We start from the raw sequence: 16304 nt of genomic DNA on the forward strand, positions 1-16304 counted from the left end.
CTGAAGCGTTCAACTCGTTGAATATCAAAGAGTTTTTCGTTTCGACTACGTCGGAAGTGGGGCGCATTATAAGGGGATTCGAAACCCCGTCAACCGTTATTTTCATAAATCCTTAATAAACTTCAACAATATGCCCGAGCGCATCGCCGGCAAGCCGGCTCCCCGGGCTCAGCGCAATCCAGGCAGTGCTTATGCCGCCCTACCCCGCCGCCCGAACAAGCGGGGCACACGTCGCCAGACCGCCGGAATCCGCAGCACCAACAAAAAACTCCCGATAGCGGCATACAGCACCCACTCCTTCAGGTCGGAACGCACCACCCACAGGAAATGCAGCAATCCCAACCCCAGGATCACGTAGACGAGCTTGTGCAACGTCTTCCAACGGGCGCCCAGACGCCGCTGGCTGTAGCGGTTGGAGGTGACGGCCAACGCCAGCAGCCCGAGAAAACCAAGGGCGCCGACGATGATATAGGGGCGCTTGCGCAACTCCACGCCCAACTGCCCCCAATCCAGCCCCAGGATGAACACCATGTAGGCCGTCATGTGCAACACGATATAGGCAAAGCACCACAGGCCGAGCTGCCGGCGCACGACGATCCAGCCCGACCACCCCGTCAACCGCTGCAAGGGCGTCATGGCAAGGGTGACCAAAAGAAAGATCAGCGCCCCCAGCCCCAGGCGATCCACCAGGATCTTTCCCGGGTCCGGGCCGAGCAGGTCCATCGCCGCCTCGTACAGCCACCAGGCGGGAAAGAAACACCCCACCAGGAAGATCGCCAAGCGAAACCAGGGGTAGCGCATCAGTAGTGCTTCCGCAGGTCGAGCCCGGTATACAGCGACGCCACTTCATCGGCATAGCCATTGAACATCAAGGTATCGCGCACATTGGGGCTGAACAGGCCACTGGGCAAGCGCCGCTCCCGGGCCTGGCTCCAGCGTGGATGATCGACCGTCGGGTTGACGTTGGCATAGAAGCCGTACTCATCGGGCGCCAGGCTCTCCCAGGTGGTCCGCGGCTGATCCGCTACCAGGCTGATGCGCACGATCGACTTGATGCTCTTGAACCCGTACTTCCATGGCACCACCAGGCGCAGCGGCGCACCGTTCTGGTTGGGCAACTCCCGGCCATACATGCCCACCGCCATGATCGCCAGCGGGTTCATCGCCTCGTCCAGGCGCAAGCCTTCCACGTAGGGCCAGTCGATCAGGGCGAAGCCTGAGCGCTGCCCGGGCATGTTCTGTGGGTCCTGCAGGGTCTCGAAGCGCACATAGCGCGCCCTGGAGGTCGGCTCGACCTGCTCGAGCACCGCCGCCAACGGAAAGCCCAGCCAGGGAATGACCATCGACCACGCCTCGACACAGCGTAGCCGGTAGATGCGCTCCTCGAGCTGGTGAGGCTTGACGAAGTCTTCGAGCGCATAGCGTCCGGGCTTGCCGACCTCGCCATCGACCACCAGACTCCAGGGCTCGGTCTTCAGGCTGCCGGCATTGGCCGCCGGATCGCCCTTGTCGGGCCCGAACTCATAGAAGTTGTTGTAGTGGGTGGCATCCTTGAACGGCGTGATCGCCTCGTCCTTGACCGTCACCGCCTGCCAGCGGGTATCGCCGAGCTTGTCGATGAACCAGCCAGGTGCGGCACCTGGCGCGACATCGGCATAGCGCGACGCCTCGACCGCCTGCGCGATGCCCGGCAACGTACCAAGGGCCAACCCGGCCAGGGAACCACCGAGCAGGGTGCGCCGGGAAAGATAAAGACCTTCGGGGGTGATCTCCGACCCTTTGCAGTCGGACGATCTGGGAAGCTTGATCAGCATGACGGCTCCACAGCACAGGTGACGGATGTACCAGTAAGACTATGGAGCCGGCAGGTTATTGCATCATTAAATCGTTGTCAGGCTTTGCGACGGCGCAGCAGGTACTGCACGGGGCCGGAGATCGCATAGCCGAGGAAGATCAGCAGCAGGATACGTGGCGGGTCGCTGAATACCACGGCGAACACCAGCACCACGGCCAGGATCGCCACGAACGGCACACGGCCCTTGAGGTCCAGTTCCTTGAAGCTGTTGTACTTGATGTTGCTCACCATCAGCATGCCGGCGGCAGCCACCAGCAAGGCCACCAGGAACGACAGCTTCGAGCCCTGGATACCGTAGTCGCTGAACGCCCACACGATACCGGCGACCACGCCTGCGGCTGCCGGGCTGGCCAAGCCGATGAAGTAGCGCTTGTCGGCGGTGCCGACCTGGGTGTTGAAGCGCGCCAGGCGCAGCGCGGCCCCCGCCACATAGATGAAGGCGACCATCCAGCCGACCTTGCCCATGTCGCCCAGGGCCCAGACGAACGCCAGCAATGCGGGCGCCACGCCGAAAGCGGCCATGTCCGACAGCGAGTCGTACTCGGCGCCGAACGCGCTCTGGGTGTTGGTCATGCGCGCCACGCGGCCGTCCAGGCTGTCGAGGACCATGGCCACGAAGATGGCGATCGCGGCGAAGGCAAAGTACTTGCTCGCCTCGCGCGGATCGCCCGCGCTGAGATAACCATGGGCGCTGATGGAGCTGACGATCGAATAGAAGCCGGCGAACAGATTGGCGGTGGTGAACAGGTTGGGCAGCAGGTAGATACCGCGGTGCCGGACCTTGCGTCCTTCGGCGTCGTGCCCTTCCTCGATGTGTTCATCGACAGGTAGCAGGCTTTCGGCGTCGGAGGGCTTGTTCGGCTCTTCGGGACGTTCGCTCATGAAAAATACCTTGCAGGATGGAAAATGTTCGACATGGGCTTGCGAAACAGGTGCTGACAGCAAGCCGTTGGTCGCTTTATACCAGAAGCGGGGCGCGTAAACGAAAAAACGCGGCCGAAGCCGCGTTTTTCATCTCGCCGGACCAGGATCAGTTCTTGGTCTTGTCGACGATCTTGTTGGCCGAGATCCAAGGCATCATGGAGCGCAGTTGCTCGCCGATGACTTCGATGCCGTGAGCGGCGTTGTTACGACGCTTGGCGGTCATCGATGGGTAGTTGGTAGCACCCTCGGAGATGAACATCTTCGCGTACTCGCCGTCCTGGATGCGCTTCAGAGCGTTGCGCATGGCCTTGCGGGATTCTTCGTTGATGACCTCTGGGCCCGTGACGTACTCACCGTACTCGGCGTTGTTGGAGATCGAGTAGTTCATGTTGGCGATGCCGCCTTCGTACATGAGGTCGACGATCAGCTTCAGCTCGTGCAGGCACTCGAAGTAGGCCATTTCTGGCGCGTAGCCCGCTTCGACCAGGGTTTCGAAACCGGCCTTGACCAGCTCGACGGTACCGCCGCACAGAACGGCCTGCTCACCGAACAGGTCGGTCTCGGTCTCGTCCTTGAAGGTGGTTTCGATGATGCCGGTACGGCCACCGCCGACGCCAGCGGCGTAGGACAGCGCGACGTTCTTGGCGTTGCCGGAAGCGTCCTGGTAGACAGCGATCAGGTCAGGGATACCGCCGCCCTTGACGAACTCGGAGCGAACGGTGTGGCCCGGGGCCTTCGGCGCGATCATGATGACGTCGAGGTCGCCACGCGGCACGACCTGGTTGTAGTGGATCGAGAAGCCGTGGGAGAAGGCCAGGGTAGCACCCTGCTTGATGTTCGGCTCGATCTCGCTCTTGTACAGGGCGCCCTGGAACTCGTCCGGGGTCAGGATCATGACCAGGTCGGCAGCGGCGACGGCGGTAGCGACGTCGGCGACTTTCAAGCCATGGGCTTCTGCCTTGGCGACGGTGGCCGAACCTTTACGCAGACCGACGGTAACGTCCACACCGGAGTCCTTCAGGTTGCACGCCTGGGCGTGGCCCTGGGAGCCGTAACCGATGATGGCGACTTTCTTGCCCTGGATGATCGAAAGGTCGCAGTCTTTGTCGTAATAAACTTTCATGAAATACCCCTGTTATATCTCGGCTCACGGAGCCATCACTGATTCTTGTCTTGCAGTATTCAGATGCTGAGCACTTTGTCGCCACGGGCGATGCCGGTGACGCCGCTGCGCACGGTTTCCAGGATCGACGCGGTGCCGATGGCCTGGATGAAGCTGTCCAGTTTGTCGCTGGTACCGCTGAGCTGCACGGTGTACACGCTGGAGGTGACATCGACGATCTGGCCACGGAAGATGTCCGTGGTGCGCTTGATCTCGGCGCGCTGGGCACCGGTGGCCTTGACCTTGACCAGCATCAGTTCGCGCTCGATGTGAGCACTTTCCGACAGATCGACCAGCTTGACCACTTCCACCAGCTTGTTCAGGTTCTTGGTGATCTGCTCGATCACTTCGTCATGACCAACGGTGGTCAGGGTCAGGCGCGACAGGGTTGGATCCTCGGTCGGCGCCACGGTCAGGCTTTCGATGTTGTAGTTGCGCTGGGAGAACAGGCCGACCACGCGAGACAAGGCACCGGGTTCGTTTTCCAGCAGCAGGGAAATGATGTGCCGCATATCAGGTACGCTCCGTCTTGCTCAGCCACATGTCACGCATCGAGCCGTCCTTGATCTGCATCGGGTAGACGTGCTCGGTCCTGTCGACCGCGATATCGATGAACACCAGGCGGTCTTTCATCGCGAAGGCCTCTTCCAGCTTCGGCTTGAGATCCTTCAGGCTGGTGATGCGGATACCCACGTGGCCATAGGCCTCGACCAGCTTGACGAAATCAGGCAGCGACTCCACGTAGGAGTGCGAGTGACGACCGTTGTAGGACATGTCCTGCCACTGGCGCACCATGCCCAGCACACCGTTGTTCAGGTTGACGATCTTCACCGGCAGGTCGTACTGCATGCAGGTGGACAGTTCCTGGATGTTCATCTGGATGCTGCCTTCACCAGTCACGCAGGCCACGTCCTGGTCGGGGAAGTTGAGCTTGATGCCCATCGCCGCCGGGAAACCGAAGCCCATGGTGCCCAGGCCACCGGAGTTGATCCAACGGTTGGGCTTGTTGAAGCGGTAGTACTGCGCCGCGAACATCTGGTGCTGGCCCACGTCGGAGGTGATGAAGGCATCGCCGTTGGTCACTTCGCAGAGGGTCTCGATCACGGTCTGCGGCTTGATCATGCTGCCGTCGCCCTTGTCGTAGGGGAACAGGCCGCGATCGCCGCGCCATTCGTCGATCTGCTTCCACCAGGCATCCAGCGCCGCCTTCTCAGGCTGCTCGCCGATTTCCTTGAGGATGGTCAGCATCTCGTTCAGCACGCTCTCGACCGGCCCGACGATCGGCACGTCGGCCTTGATCATCTTGGAGATCGACGCAGGGTCGATATCGATGTGGATGATCTTGGCATTCGGGCAGAACTTGGCCGAGCCGTTGACCACACGGTCATCGAAGCGCGCGCCGACCGCGAAGATCACGTCGGCATGGTGCATGGCCATGTTGGCGGTGTAGCTGCCGTGCATGCCGAGCATGCCGAGGAACTGACGATCGGTACCCGGGAAGCCACCCAGGCCCATCAGGGTGTTGGTGACCGGCAGGTTCAGCGACTTGGCGATCTCGGTGAGGGCTTCGGAGCCACCGCCGAGAACCACGCCGCCGCCGGAGTAGACCACCGGGCGCTTGGCCGCCAGGAGCATCTCGGCCGCCTTGCGGATCTGCCCGGAGTGGCCCCGAACGGCCGGGCTGTAGGAACGCAGCTTGACCTTCTTCGGGTAGACGTATTCGAACTTCTCGGCCGGGTTGGTCATATCTTTTGGAATGTCGACCACGACCGGGCCGGGACGGCCGGATTGCGCCAGGTAGAAGGCTTTTTTCAGAACTTCCGGGATTTCCGAGGCATGCTTGACCATGAAGCTGTGCTTCACGATCGGCCGGGAAATACCAATCATGTCAGTTTCCTGGAAGGCATCGGTGCCCACCATGGTGCTGGGCACCTGGCCGGACAGGATGACCATCGGGATCGAATCCATGTAGGCGGTGGCAATGCCAGTGATGGCATTGGTCGCGCCTGGGCCGGAGGTCACCAGCACCACGCCGGCCTTGCCGGTGGCACGGGCGTAGCCGTCCGCCATATGGGTGGCAGCCTGCTCATGGCGAACCAGGATGTGATTGATCTCCGGTTCCTTGAACAGGGCGTCGTAAACATGAAGGAGAGCACCACCAGGGTACCCGTAGATGTGCTTAACGCCTTCGTCACGCAAGAAGCGGACGACCATCTCAGCGCCAGATAAAAGCTCCACGTTGTTCACCTCTAAAACGCCAGAATACCGCCCACGCGGGCGGGTCTTAATAGGTTTACTGCCAAGCAGAGCATGAGCGAACGTCAGCACTGACTGAGCAAGTATTGGGATCGCCCCAGAGTGTTGCGGGGTCTTCCCACCCAGCGCGAGGTAACGCGTTGCGGGGTGTAACGAGTCGGCGCGGGTGTGCGCCTCATGATCTGCTTAGCGGGTCTGCTTCTGGCAGTCCCCCTACAGCGGAAACTGGATTCTTCTGATTCGCCGCGCGCAAGTCAAGAAAAATTATTGCCAATTTTCACCCAGGATGAATTCCTGCCACCACGAAAAAGGTAGCCAGCAGCAGAAAAATAAAGATTTCCACAAAAAAGGGCCACAATCTGCGGCCCTTGAAGGAAAAAGAGAAGAAATCAGGCGGAAGGGCTGATCAATTGGTCGAACGCTGCCAGCAGGCGCCGCAGCTCACGACTCTCTTGCGGACGATCGACGAACACCGTTTCGGCCATGACCAGGATGCCGGACGCATTGGGCAGGGGATCGCCGTGCTCGAGGATGAACTTCATGCGCGGCAGGAAGATCCATTGCAACCACTGCTCGAAGCTCATGGTATCGACCGCGAAAGGCGCCACGCTGGCCAGCGCCTGCTCGCTCGGCGGTTCGGCGCTCCACCAGCCCTGGACCTGCAGCTCGCGCTCGATCAATAGCAAATGATCGGCGATATCGAGGATGCGCTGTTCCATCACAGTTTGACCTGCGCCTTCTGCCGCGCCAGGGCGGCACCGGCGCTGTCGCCCTGCTTCTCGCGGGCCTGGGCGATGGTGTTCCACAGCTCGGCCTGTAAGTCGGGACGACCGTTGGCGTAAGTCAGGGCGCGTCGCGCCAGTTGCTCGGCCTGCGCCGCATCCCCTTGCGCCAGGCGTACCTGGGCCAGGCGGAACAGCACCTGCGGCTCGCGCGGGGCGATGCGCTGGGCGCGCTCCAGGCTCGAGGCCGCACCGTTGAAATCACCACCACCTTGCTGTTGCTGAGCGGTGGTCAGCAGCGCCAGAACCGGGCCGTCGAGCTGCTCGTCGGCCGCCAGGCCGCCACTGGAGACGTTGCCCGACGGAATGCCGGTCGGGGCGCTGGATGGACTGGGCGCGCTGTTCATCGAGGCGATGTCGAACGGCTCGTCGGCAACCGGGTTGGGGTTGGTCGTGATCGGCCCGGTGCTGATCGGTGCGGCGCCGCTGCCGGCCGGGAAAGCCTGGATCGGCGTGGAGCCCGTGCCCTGCGGGATCATCACGGTCACCCCGGAGTCCTCGGGCAGCGACTGCGCCTGGCTGGTGCCACCGCTGGTCGGATAGGTCGCGTTACGGTTGGCCGAGACGCGCTCACCGTTGGATACCGGGGAGCCCGAGTCGACCACTGGAATATTGCCGCGCGGCACGCTGGCACAGCCGTGGAGCACAGCCAGCGCCGCCAAGGCAGGAAACCACCACTTGTTCACTTCACACCTCTTCAAATGCAGCCTGTGCTCAATTCATCCAGCCCTTGACCCAGTCCATGACCGACTCGGCCGGATTCTGCTCGCCGCCACAGGCAGCCCCGGCGGGCGGTTCGCTCCCCTGAATATACGGCATCTGCACCGCCCCCGGACAGCTGCGGTCCGAACCCTGCCCGCTATACGGATCGATCCAGGCCTGCACGACATTGTCCGGCTGCGGCATGTCCAGCGGCAGCGGGTCTGCCTTGCGCATGAAGCTGGTCCAGACTTGCAAGGCACCGGTGGCGCCGGTGAAGGGGGTCTTGCCGTTGTCGTCACGGCCCAGCCAGACCACCGCCAGCAGGTCCTGGCTGAAGCCGGAGAACCAGCTGTCGCGCGAGTCGTTGCTGGTGCCGGTCTTGCCCGCCAGGGTCAGGGAGCGAGGCAGCACGTTGTAGACCGAGCGCCCAGTGCCTTCGCGCATGACCCGCTGCATGGCGTTCTGCACCAGGTAGATGGCCCCCGGATCGAAGGTCTGCTGGATCTGGAACGGATAGCGCTTGAGCGGCTCGCCCTCGGCGGTGAGCACGCTGCGGATGCCCCGTATCGGGGTGTTGAAGCCACCATTGGCGATGGTCTGGTACATGGTCGCGACCTGCATCGGCGACATGCCACCGGCCCCCAGCAGCATCGATGGGAACGCCGGCCAGTCGACGTCCACGCCGAGCCGGCCAATGGTCTTGATCACATTGGGCACCCCTACTTCCAGGCCGATCTTGGCGGTGGACAGGTTGTAGGAGTTGGCCAGCCCCTGGTACAGGTAGATGGTGCCGTGGGGACGGCGGTCGTAGTTCTGCGGGCGCCACACCTGGCCGTTGGCCCCTTTCACCGAGAACGGCTCGTCCTGCACCCAGCTGGTCAGTGTGTAGCGACTCGGTTTTTCCAGAGCCGTCAGGTAGACCGCCGGCTTGACCAGCGAGCCGATCGGCCGCACCGCGTCGATGGCACGGTTGAAGCCAGCGAAACCGGACTGACGGCTGCCGATCAACGCCTGGACCTCGCCGGTTTCCGGATTGGTCACCACCATCGCCGACTCCACGGCCTCGGCGCCCTTGCGCCCGGCCAGGCGCTTGAACGTCTCGCTCATGGCCGTCTCGGCCTTCATCTGCAGGATCGGGTCGAAGCTGGTGAAGATGCGCAAGCCTTCTTCGGTCAGGTCTTCGTCGCGGTAGTCCTGGCGCAGCTGACGCTTGACCAGGTCGAGGAAGGCCGGGAACGAGCTGTCGGCCAGGCTGCCGCGCTTGGTCACGCCCAGCGGCATCTTCTTCGCCGCATCGACCACCGCCTGGCTGGCCACGCCCTGCTCGGCCAGCAGGTCGAGCACCAGGTTGCGACGGGCCAGGGCGCGCTCGGGATAGCGGCGCGGGTTGTAGTAGGACGGTCCCTTGACCATGCCCACCAACAGGGCGATTTGGTGCAGCTTGAGCTCCGACAGCGGCTGGCTGAAGAAGAACTGGCTGGCCAGGCCGAAGCCATGCACCGCGCGCTGGCCATCCTGGCCGACGAAAACCTCGTTGAGGTAGGCCTCGAGGATCTCGCGCTTGTCGTAGTGCAGTTCGAGCAACACGGCCATCATGGCTTCGGTCAGCTTACGGCTGAGGCTGCGCTCGTTGGTCAGGTAGAAGTTCTTGACCAACTGCTGGGTCAGGGTACTGCCGCCCTGGCGCATGGCACCCGACGAGGTGTTGACCCAGGCGGCCCGGACGATGGACTTGGGCGAGACACCGAAATGGCTGTAGAAGTCGCGGTCTTCCACGGCCACCAGGGTTTCCAGCAGGTACGGCGGCACCTGGTCGATCTTGATCAGGATGCGGTCTTCGAGGTTCTTCGGATAGATGCCGCCGATCATCAGCGGCTCCAGGCGCACCACATCGAGCTTGCCGCCGTTGGCCCCGGACAGGCCCGCCACGTAGTCACCGGAGAAGCGCACACGGACGAACTGCGCCGGCTCCATGCCCTCGTAGAACTGGAAGCCGCGGGTATTGAGCTCGACGGTATTGCCGTTGACCGAGGCGGCGCCAGGGCCGTTGGCGGCGTTCTCGCGACGATAGCCAAGGGCATCGAGCTCGGTGAGGAAGTCGTTGCGGCTCAGTTTCTGGCCGACGAACAGCTCCAGCGGCCGGGCATACACCTTGGCCGGGATGGTCCAGCGCTTGCCGGAGAACTTCTCCTGGACGACGGCATCGAGGTAGATCGCAAAGCCGGCGACCACGACCAGGCCGACCAGGCTGAGCTTCAGGGCCCAGCCCAGCCAGGCGCGGGAGCGGCCACCGGGGCGTTTCTTGGGGGTACGGGGATTTCGGGTACGAGTCATGGCGGCGGATTATACGCACTTTGCAAGGGCTGGTGGCCTGTGGGCCGATTCGGACAACCGCGTACGATCGCCAGTATTTCCGGCGGTATGCAGGGACGGCACCATTGACCATAATGTCGCTTTCGAATTCCCTGACTCCTGAAGGATTGCCCGTGAGCCAAGCCCTGATCAGCGCACTGCAGAACCCCGCCCTCTACCCGCATCCGGTAGACGGGTTCCAACTCATCGAGACGCATATCTCCTGGGTGCTGCTGACCGGCGAGTACGCCTACAAGATCAAGAAGCCGATGAACTTCGGCTTCCTCGACTTCACCGCCCTGGACCAGCGCCGCCACTTCTGCCACGAAGAACTGCGCCTGAACCAGCGCCTGACCGACGGTCTGTACCTGGAAGTGTTGCCGATCACCGGTAGCCCCGAGGCCCCGCAATTGGATGGCGAAGGCGAGCCGATCGAGTACGCCCTGAAGATGCGCCAGTTCCCCCAGGGCCAGATGCTCGCGACCTTGCAGGCCAACGGTGAACTGAACGCCGGCCACATCGACCAGATGGCCCGGCAGCTCGCCGAATTCCACCTGCAGGCGCCCAGGGTCCCGGTCGAACACCCGCTGGGTACGCCGGAAAGCGTCATGGCGCCGGTGGAGCAGAACTTCGAGCAGATCCGTCCGTTCCTCAACGACAAGGCCGACCTGCAGCAGCTGGACAACCTGCAGGCCTGGGCCCGCGCCAGCTTCGACCGCCTGTACGACCTGCTCGCGGCACGCAAAGCCAACGGCTTCATCCGCGAATGCCACGGCGACGTCCACCTGGGCAACGCCACCCTGATCGACGGCAAGGTAGTGATCTTCGACTGCATCGAGTTCAACGAGCCGTTCCGCCTGACCGATGTCTACGCCGATACCGCCTTCCTGGCCATGGACCTGGAAGACCGCGGCCTCAAATGCCTGGCCCGGCGTTTCATCAGCCAGTACCTGGAACTGACCGGCGACTACGAAGGCCTGGAGCTGCTCAACTTCTACAAGGCCTACCGCGCCCTGGTACGCGCCAAGGTCGCCCTGTTCAGCATGCCGGCCGGAGCCGATGGCGTGCAGCGCGCCACCACCCTGCGTACCTATCGCAACTACGCCAACCTGGCAGAGAGCTACAGCGCCATCCCCTCGCGCCTGCTGGCCATCACCCACGGTGTCTCGGCAGTGGGCAAGAGCCACGTGGCCATGCGCCTGGTCGAGTCGCTGGGGGCGATCCGCGTGCGCTCGGATGTCGAGCGCAAGCGCCTGTTCGGCGAGCAGACGCCGCAGAACAGCGGGCAGGTGCAAACCGGGATCTACGATCAGGACGCCAGCCGCGCCACCTACCAGCGCCTGCATGACCTGGCCGCGATCATCCTGCGTGCCGGTTTCCCGGTGGTGCTCGATGCCACCTACCTCAAGCATGAGCAGCGCCAGGCGGCGGCAGAGGTCGCCAGCGAGACTGGCGTGCCTTTCTTGATCCTCGACTGCCATGCCCCGGATGCGGTCATCGCCAGCTGGCTGGAACAGCGCCAGGCGGCGAACGACGACCCCTCCGACGCCACCTTGGAGGTGATCAAGGCGCAACAGGCCAGCCGCGACCCGCTGGATGCCAATGAACAGCAACACAGCAAGCGTGTGGACACTCAGGAAAGCGCCAGCATGGACCAGTTGATCGAGCAGATCCGCCAGCGCCTGCCGGGTATCTGAGGCACAACCAGGATCCTGGTGGGGCGGCGGGGATCCTGGGGCTGCTAAGCAGTCTTTTCGCGACACAAGGCCGCTCCCACAAGATGCCCCGGCAAGCCGCATCATTCGTGGTTGGCTCGGGCCCTGGGTATGCCCCATCGCCGGCAAGCCGACTCCCCCACAGCCCTCTGCATGGCTGATGATGTGGCGTGAGCACCGCTGCACCCTGCGTGTGGGCTTGCCGGCGATGGACTGCGAAGCAGTCCCGATTCCTGGCATCGCGCAGCCCTACCTCGCCCCTCGCCGATGGCAAAAGGCCGCGTATTTCCCAACCCCCGCTACACTCCTCTCTGACCTGCTCGCGATTTATCCCCACGACACTCGTTCAGCCATCGCAAGGAGGCCCGATGAACGATGAATTGCAGCATCTGAGAAATCTTGGCAAGACCTCCGCGCAATGGCTCCACGCCGTCGGCATCCACAGTGCCTCGGACCTGCGCCGGCTGGGCGCGGTCGGTGCCTACCAGGCCGTGAAGTCGCGGGGCTTCCGGGCCTCGAAGGTGCTGTTGTACTCGATCGAGGCGGCACTGCTCGACATGCACTGGAACGACCTGCCGCCCGAGCGCAAGCAGGCACTCGACCAACAACTGGATGCCAAGAGCCCTACGCAAAAAAAATCAAAATAATCGGAGCGAAGGTATTGACGACGAAATGAGAATCGTTATGATTATCACAACTGGTCGCGAGACTGGTTGGATAAACTGACAGCCCCTGGTTCGGACTTTCAGATTATCTCCTCATCAGGCTAATCACGGTTATTGACCCGGCAATTTGCCGGGTCTTTTTTTGCCTGGAAATTCCGACCCCGGCCGAGCGCGATCAGCGCCGCAACTGGGCACAGTAGTCCTGCTCCGGCAAGGCTGCGGTGTACCACACATAATCGGCCATGCCCGGCCCAACCTGCTCGCCAACCTCCGCCAGCAACAGCACCTTCGTCTCGCCTTGGGCCCCCAGGTCGGCCAGATGCAGTGGTACCCCCAGGTCCTTGCGCGCGTGGTAGCTGCCCGTGAACAGCAAGGCCGGTTGCGCAGCGGCGAGTACCCGCTCGGCGATACGCCGATCACGTTGCTGCTGGACAGCCAGCATGGCGGGTAGCTGCGTTTCAGGCAGCAGGCCACAGTGCCCGGCGCGCACCTGCTCGAGCAGCGCAGCCTTCACGACCGGCGCATTCGAGCGCTCTCCTGGCAACACCGGCGAATCGCGATAGGCCTGGCGTACTTCATCCTGCGACAGGTTGGCCGCCAGCAGCGGGACGGGGCGCCGCAACGCCTCCCGCACGATCGGCCCGTACACCTGCCAGTCCCAGCCCTCCTGCCAGGCCAAGGCCTTGGGCAGGTCCTCGGGCAGCGTCGCCTGGCCTTGCAGCGCATCGACCAGCGGCTGCTGCGAAGGCTGCAGCATCTCCAATAGCAGGCTGCCCTGGGGACGGTGGGCTTCCAGGGCACGCAGCAACCACAGTTGCAGGGCGTGATGATCGGGGTTGTCGTGCTTTTCTCCCACCAGTACCCGTGGCGCCTGGGCCAGGCGCGCCACCAGTTGCCCGGGGCTGAGCACCTCGCCACTGGCCAGGTCACGGATCTGCCCCAGTTGCGTACTGTCGCACCCCTCGCTGCTCTGCCACGCAGGCAGGGCTGGCAAGCTGGCCTGGCAGCCCACCAGCACCAGGGCCAGCAGGATCGGCAGGCCGCACAACAAGGGATGGCGCATGGGGGAAGCCTCCTAGCGGGTGATGATCAGCGGATGACCACGCTCCGGATGCGGCTGGACCAGCACGTCGATGCCGAACACCGCTTTGAGCGCATCGGGAGTCAGGACCCGCTGCGGGGTATCCAGGGCATGGCAGCGGCCCTGCTCCAGCAACAGGATATGGTCACAGTAGCGCGCCGCCAGGTTCAGGTCATGCAGGATCACCAGCACTGCCGCGCCACGGTCGGCGAAGCTGCGCACCGCCTGCAGGGTCGTGTGCTGGTGCAGCGGGTCGAGCATCGAGGTCGGTTCGTCCAGCAGCAGCGTGGTGCCCTCCTCGCCCGGCCACAGCTGGGCCAGGACCCGGGCCAGGTGCACCCGTTGGCGCTCGCCCCCGGACAACGCCAGGTAACTGCGCTCCACCAGATGGCTGGCATCCGCCGCGCGCAGGGCCGCTTCGACGATTTCCCGGTCGCGCTGCTGGCCGCTGGCGTGGGGCAACCGGCCAAGGCCAACCACTTCCTCGACGCGAAAGGCAAAGCCAAGGTTGGAAACCTGCGGCAGCACGGCCAGGCGACGGGCCCGCTCCTGCCCTGTCCAATCCCCCAGCTCGCGCCCCAGCAAGCGTACCCGGCCCTGGCTGGGCGCCAGCTCCCCGCACAAGGCGGCCAGCAGGCTGCTCTTGCCGGCACCGTTGGGCCCGAGCACACCCAGGACCTGGCTGGGGCGCAGTTCCAACCGGATATCGTGCAGCACCTCGGTCGCGCCACGGCGCAGGTGCAGGCCTTCGACTTCAAGCATCAGTGCCGCCCTCGAACCAGCAGGAACAGGAAGAACGGCGCGCCGATGAAAGCCGTGACGATACCAATCGGCAGCTCCGCCGGCGCCAGGGCCAGGCGTGCCACCAGGTCGGCGAACAGCAGCAGCGAGCCACCCGCCAGCAACGAAGCCGGCAACAGCACCCGGTGATCGGGCCCTGCCACCAGGCGTACCAAGTGCGGCACCACCAGGCCGATGAAACCGATGAGCCCGGCAGCAGCGACGGCCGCGCCCACGCCCAGGGCGGTACAGAACACCAGTTCGCGCTTGAGCGACTCCACCTCGATCCCCAGATGGCGCGCCTCCGACTCACCCAGTAACAAGGCATTGAGTGCCTGGGCACGCCGCGGCAGCCACAGTGCCACCGCCACGGCCACCAGCAGCAAGGGCCACAGGCGTTCGTAGCTGGCGCCATTGAGGCTGCCCAGGTTCCAGAAGGTCAAGGTACGCAGGGTGGCGTCGTCGGCCAGGTAGGTGAACAGGCCGACCGCCGAGCCGCCCAGGGCGGTCAGGGCGATCCCGGCCAGCAGCATGGTGGCGACATTGGTCTGGCCGTCGCGACGGCCCAGGCGGTAGACCAGCGCCGTCACCCCGAGGCCGCCGATGAACGCACAGACCGACAACAGGTAAGGTGCGAGCACTTCCGGAATACCGCCCAGCCAGCTACCGCCGACGATCACCACCGCCGCCCCCAGGGCCGCACCACTGGCGACCCCGACCAACCCCGGGTCGGCGAGGGGATTGCGGAACAGCCCCTGCATGGCCACCCCGCAGAGCGCCAACACCGCCCCGACCGCCAGCCCCAGCAAGGTACGCGGCAGGCGGATCTGCCCCAGGATCATCCCGGCCTGCTCCAGGCCCTCGGCGGCGATGGGCAGCCCCAACAGGTGCAAGCCGGCGCGCAAGGTGTCGAACAACGGCAGGCTTACCGGGCCCAGGGCCAGCGACAGCCAGATCGCCAGCAGGCACAGCAGGGTCAGGCAGATGAACAGCGTGCGCGGCTGGACCCGCCGCTTCATTGGGCGAGCGAGCCCTTGGCCGCCGGATAGAAGGCGCCAGCCAGCTCATGCAGGGTGGCCGGCAGGCGCGGCCCCAGGCCACCGACCAACAGGGTCGGATCGAGGGACACCAGGCGTTTGTCACGCACCGCCCGGGAAGCGGCCAGGGCCGGGTTCTCCTTGAGCAGCGCCTGCAAGGCTTGCTCGCCGCTCAGGCTGCGGTCGGAGAACACCACCACATCCGGGTCCAGGGCCGCCAAGGCCTCCACGGAAAAGTTCTTGTAGCCCTGGTGATCGGCCAGGTTGCGCGCGCCGGCCTGGCGCAGCAGCCAGTCGCCGGCCGTGCCTTGCCCGGCGATCAGCGGCTTGGCGCCGGCATGGCCGACCAGCAGCAGCACGCCCGGCGCCTGCTGGCTGGCCTGGGCCTGCTTGACCTTGGCCTGCAACGCGTCGAGCTGCTGGTGGTACCCGGCGGCGAGCTCGGCGGCCTTCTGCTCGGCCCCCAGCAGGCTGCCCAAATGCTTGAGGTTCTCGTCCACGGCCCCCAGTTCGGCCTTGCTGGAGAACAGCTCGACCCGCACACCGGCCTTGCGGATCTGCGCCAGCACCGGTGGCGGGCCCATCTCCTCGGTGCCGACCAGCACATCCGGACGCAGGCTGAGAATGCCCTCGGCAGACAACTGGCGCTGGTAGCCGATGCTGGGCAAGGCCTTGAGCGATTCGGGGTGCTGGCTGGTGGTATCGACGCCCACCAGGCGCTGCTCGCCGCCCAAGGCACTGATCCACTCGCTCAAGGCGCCACCGGCACTGACCCAGCGTTGCGGCAGCTCGGCGGCCAGGGCCTGGGTGGCGAGGACAAGGCCGGCGCACAAGGCGGCCAGGGCAGCGGGACGACGCATCATCGTATTCCTTTGCAGAAGGCAGGCCGCACGCCTTGTGGCGGACGGCGGAACTGCGCACCATAGGCAGGCGTACACAGCGCATGCGGGCAATTTGATAATTATTCGCATTGAAGCGTCAAGCCATCCCTTC

Annotated in this window: 15 protein-coding genes; 2 read left to right on the forward strand and 13 right to left on the reverse strand. The window is 64.2% G+C overall.

Features of this window, described 5'->3' with window-relative positions:
* Positions 1–189: 189 nt before the first annotated feature.
* From msrQ to mrcB, 9 genes are all read right to left on the reverse strand, one after another.
* Entirely contained in the window at positions 190–801 is a 612-nt protein-coding gene (gene msrQ, locus NJF35_RS19420) for a protein-methionine-sulfoxide reductase heme-binding subunit MsrQ (RefSeq protein ID WP_225790218.1), read from the reverse strand.
* Positions 801–1814 (reverse strand): protein-methionine-sulfoxide reductase catalytic subunit MsrP, encoded by a 1014-nt coding sequence (gene msrP, locus NJF35_RS19425; RefSeq protein ID WP_225790219.1) that lies wholly within the window; start codon positions 1812–1814, stop codon positions 801–803. The genes msrQ and msrP overlap by 1 nt, the downstream gene beginning before the upstream one ends.
* 77 nt (positions 1815–1891) lie before the next feature.
* Positions 1892–2737 (reverse strand): CDP-diacylglycerol--serine O-phosphatidyltransferase, encoded by an 846-nt coding sequence (pssA, locus tag NJF35_RS19430; RefSeq protein ID WP_225790220.1) that lies wholly within the window; start codon positions 2735–2737, stop codon positions 1892–1894.
* A 148-nt stretch (positions 2738–2885) separates the two neighbouring features.
* A complete protein-coding gene (ilvC, locus tag NJF35_RS19435; RefSeq protein ID WP_225790221.1) occupies positions 2886–3902 on the reverse strand; it encodes a ketol-acid reductoisomerase in 1017 nt (338 codons plus the stop codon).
* 59 nt (positions 3903–3961) lie between these two features.
* Positions 3962–4453: an acetolactate synthase small subunit gene (ilvN, locus tag NJF35_RS19440; protein WP_225790222.1), complete on the reverse strand. Its 492-nt coding sequence runs from the start codon at positions 4451–4453 to the stop codon at positions 3962–3964.
* A gap of 1 nt (position 4454) precedes the next feature.
* On the reverse strand, positions 4455–6179 hold the full coding sequence (locus NJF35_RS19445; protein WP_253091389.1) for an acetolactate synthase 3 large subunit: 1725 nt from the start codon (positions 6177–6179) through the stop codon (positions 4455–4457).
* A gap of 407 nt (positions 6180–6586) precedes the next feature.
* Positions 6587–6919: a YqcC family protein gene (locus tag NJF35_RS19450; RefSeq protein WP_225790224.1), complete on the reverse strand. Its 333-nt coding sequence runs from the start codon at positions 6917–6919 to the stop codon at positions 6587–6589.
* The gene (locus NJF35_RS19455; RefSeq protein ID WP_225790225.1) at positions 6916–7665 is read right to left on the reverse strand and encodes a tetratricopeptide repeat protein; all 750 of its coding nucleotides are present in this window, start codon (positions 7663–7665) and stop codon (positions 6916–6918) included. The genes NJF35_RS19450 and NJF35_RS19455 overlap by 4 nt, the downstream gene beginning before the upstream one ends.
* 28 nt (positions 7666–7693) lie before the next feature.
* Positions 7694–10015: a penicillin-binding protein 1B gene (gene mrcB, locus NJF35_RS19460; protein ID WP_253080743.1), complete on the reverse strand. Its 2322-nt coding sequence runs from the start codon at positions 10013–10015 to the stop codon at positions 7694–7696.
* A gap of 152 nt (positions 10016–10167) precedes the next feature.
* On the opposite strand from mrcB, the gene NJF35_RS19465 reads away from it, so the two are divergent.
* Positions 10168–11730, forward strand: a complete 1563-nt coding sequence (locus NJF35_RS19465; RefSeq protein WP_253080742.1) for an AAA family ATPase — start codon at positions 10168–10170, stop codon at positions 11728–11730.
* A 386-nt stretch (positions 11731–12116) separates the two neighbouring features.
* A complete protein-coding gene (locus NJF35_RS19470) occupies positions 12117–12395 on the forward strand; it encodes a TfoX/Sxy family protein (protein ID WP_225790228.1) in 279 nt (92 codons plus the stop codon).
* A 193-nt stretch (positions 12396–12588) separates the two neighbouring features.
* Here NJF35_RS19470 and NJF35_RS19475 read toward each other — a convergent pair whose 3' ends face one another.
* From NJF35_RS19475 to NJF35_RS19490, 4 genes are read right to left on the reverse strand one after another with little or no spacing between them, the layout of a single operon-like run.
* Positions 12589–13476: a ChaN family lipoprotein gene (locus NJF35_RS19475; protein WP_253091390.1), complete on the reverse strand. Its 888-nt coding sequence runs from the start codon at positions 13474–13476 to the stop codon at positions 12589–12591.
* Positions 13477–13488: 12 nt separating this feature from the next.
* Positions 13489–14256, reverse strand: coding sequence for a heme ABC transporter ATP-binding protein (locus tag NJF35_RS19480; RefSeq protein ID WP_225790230.1), 768 nt, complete (start codon positions 14254–14256; stop codon positions 13489–13491).
* Positions 14256–15239 carry a FecCD family ABC transporter permease gene (locus NJF35_RS19485; RefSeq protein WP_253091399.1) on the reverse strand — a complete coding sequence of 328 codons (984 nt, stop codon included), beginning with the start codon at positions 15237–15239 and terminating at the stop codon, positions 14256–14258. The genes NJF35_RS19480 and NJF35_RS19485 overlap by 1 nt, the downstream gene beginning before the upstream one ends.
* A 50-nt stretch (positions 15240–15289) precedes the next feature.
* Complete coding sequence (locus NJF35_RS19490) at positions 15290–16174, reverse strand: hemin ABC transporter substrate-binding protein (RefSeq protein ID WP_225790231.1); 885 nt, start codon at positions 16172–16174, stop codon at positions 15290–15292.
* Positions 16175–16304 lie beyond the last annotated feature (130 nt).

This window comes from Pseudomonas guariconensis, assembly GCF_024127895.1.
GTDB classification, from domain to species: domain Bacteria; phylum Pseudomonadota; class Gammaproteobacteria; order Pseudomonadales; family Pseudomonadaceae; genus Aquipseudomonas; species Aquipseudomonas guariconensis_B.